This window comes from Leisingera sp. MMG026 (genome assembly GCF_021654205.1).
In the GTDB taxonomy this organism is placed as follows: Bacteria; Pseudomonadota; Alphaproteobacteria; order Rhodobacterales; family Rhodobacteraceae; genus Leisingera.
Genome location: NZ_JAKFZM010000116.1, coordinates 1 through 1,519 on the forward strand (window position 1 = coordinate 1; position 1,519 = coordinate 1,519).

The following is a 1,519-nucleotide window of genomic DNA, read 5'->3' on the forward strand; positions in this document are numbered from 1 at the left end:
TGTTGTAGAACGTCAGTCAAAACTGACTCAATGCGAGCCCTTTCTTGGGGAAAATGGCCCACACTCGCCAGGCATTTCCACCCCATGTGTCAAGCATTTCTGACCCAAACCGAACCTTCACCGCGAGCCAGGCAAAAGGCCGGCAGAGCCGGACAAGGACGAAACCGCTCTCGCGGTACTGGCGCTTGTGGCGTGTGTTGCGCGTTGATGTGTGTGGCGTGGATTTTGCGAACTAACGCACCTGTCTGACGATTGGGACCTTCTCAATCTAATGACAGGAGGGTCTGATGACCGATCAATATGTTCCCAAGCTGCGCCAACGTTTTCTTGAAGATATGCGGATCAAGGGTCTGCAGCCGAAGACACAGACGATGTACCTGCGTGCGATGCGCGATTTCACGCGGTTTCTGGGGCATGCGCCGGATAGCGCGACGCCGGAGGAACTGCGCGCGTTCCAGCTTGATATGAAGGAGCGCGGCGTTGGTGCGCCGACCTTCAACAATCGGCTGACGGTGTTGAGCTTTTTCTATGCGACCACGTGCCCGCGCCCGGAGATGAAGCGGCACATGCGATTCCAGCGTGCGGCGAAAAAGATCCCCGTCGTGCTGAGCGCTGAAGAGGTCACACGCATCCTCGAAGCCGCACCCGGGCCGGGGCTCCGCTACCGGGCCGCCTTCAGTGTGGCCTATGGCGGCGGGCTCCGGGCGAGCGAGGTCACGCATCTTAAGGTCGGCGACATCGACAGCGACCGGATGCTGATCCGGGTTGACCAGGGCAAGGGCCGCAAGGACCGGCATGTGATGCTGTCGCCGAGCCTGCTGGAATTGCTACGGGATTATTACCGCGAAGCGCGGCCCGCAGGCTGGCTCTTTCCCGGCCGCAACCGGGTCGATCCGATATCGACCAAACAGTTCAACCGGGCTTTCAGCGTGGCGCGCGACTTCGCCGAGATCAAGAAGAAGGTGTCGCCCCGCACGCTCCGGCACAGCTTTGCGACCCATCTGCTCGAAGGTGGAACAGACATCCGGGTGATCTATTACCCGGCAGTCGATACGCAGTATCGATGAGAGGGCAGGTGCTGCTGGGGCATGCCAAGCTGGAGACAACGACGATTTACACCAAGGTGGCAACCAAGACGATCCAGGATGTTACCAGCCCACTTGATCTGCTGGTGAGCCGGAAGGCTGGTTCCGGCTGACTTCGGCCCCATGCCTCGGCCAATACTGGAGATTGCGGATATCTTCCGCGCCCATGGGCCTGCCTATCGCCGTGACCATGCCGGGCACCTGAACCTGCCTCAGTTGAAGGTGATGTCCGCAATCGAGACCTGCCGGACCGCTGCGCTGGGTGGCCATGTTGCCGCCTGCACCAAATGCGGTCACCAGCACATCGCCTATAACTCATGTCGCAACCGGCATTGCCCCAAGTGCCAGGGTGCTGCGGCGCAGGATTGGATGCAGGCCCGCATGGAAGACCTGTTGCCGGTCGAGTACTCCCATGTGGTCTTCACGATGCCCGC

At 60.4% G+C, this 1,519-nt stretch carries 3 protein-coding genes; all 3 read left to right on the top strand.

Going from position 1 to position 1,519, the window contains the following annotated elements; genetic code table 11:
- Positions 1-287: 287 nt before the first annotated feature.
- On the top strand, positions 288-1,067 hold the full coding sequence (locus tag L1069_RS23675; protein ID WP_343328085.1) for a site-specific integrase: 780 nt from the start codon (positions 288-290) through the stop codon (positions 1,065-1,067).
- An 8-nt stretch (positions 1,068-1,075) separates the two neighbouring features.
- On the top strand, positions 1,076-1,198 hold the full coding sequence (locus L1069_RS24345; protein ID WP_343328086.1) for a hypothetical protein: 123 nt from the start codon (positions 1,076-1,078) through the stop codon (positions 1,196-1,198).
- Positions 1,199-1,208: 10 nt separating this feature from the next.
- Positions 1,209-1,519: transposase zinc-binding domain-containing protein (locus L1069_RS23680; protein WP_237457281.1), on the top strand; the 311-nt coding region annotated here is incomplete at its 3' end.

Coding starts and splice junctions, on each gene's coding strand:
- L1069_RS23675 (WP_343328085.1), top strand. CDS start 288: ATGACCGATCAATATGTTCCCAAGCTGCGCCAACGTTTTCTTGAAGAT.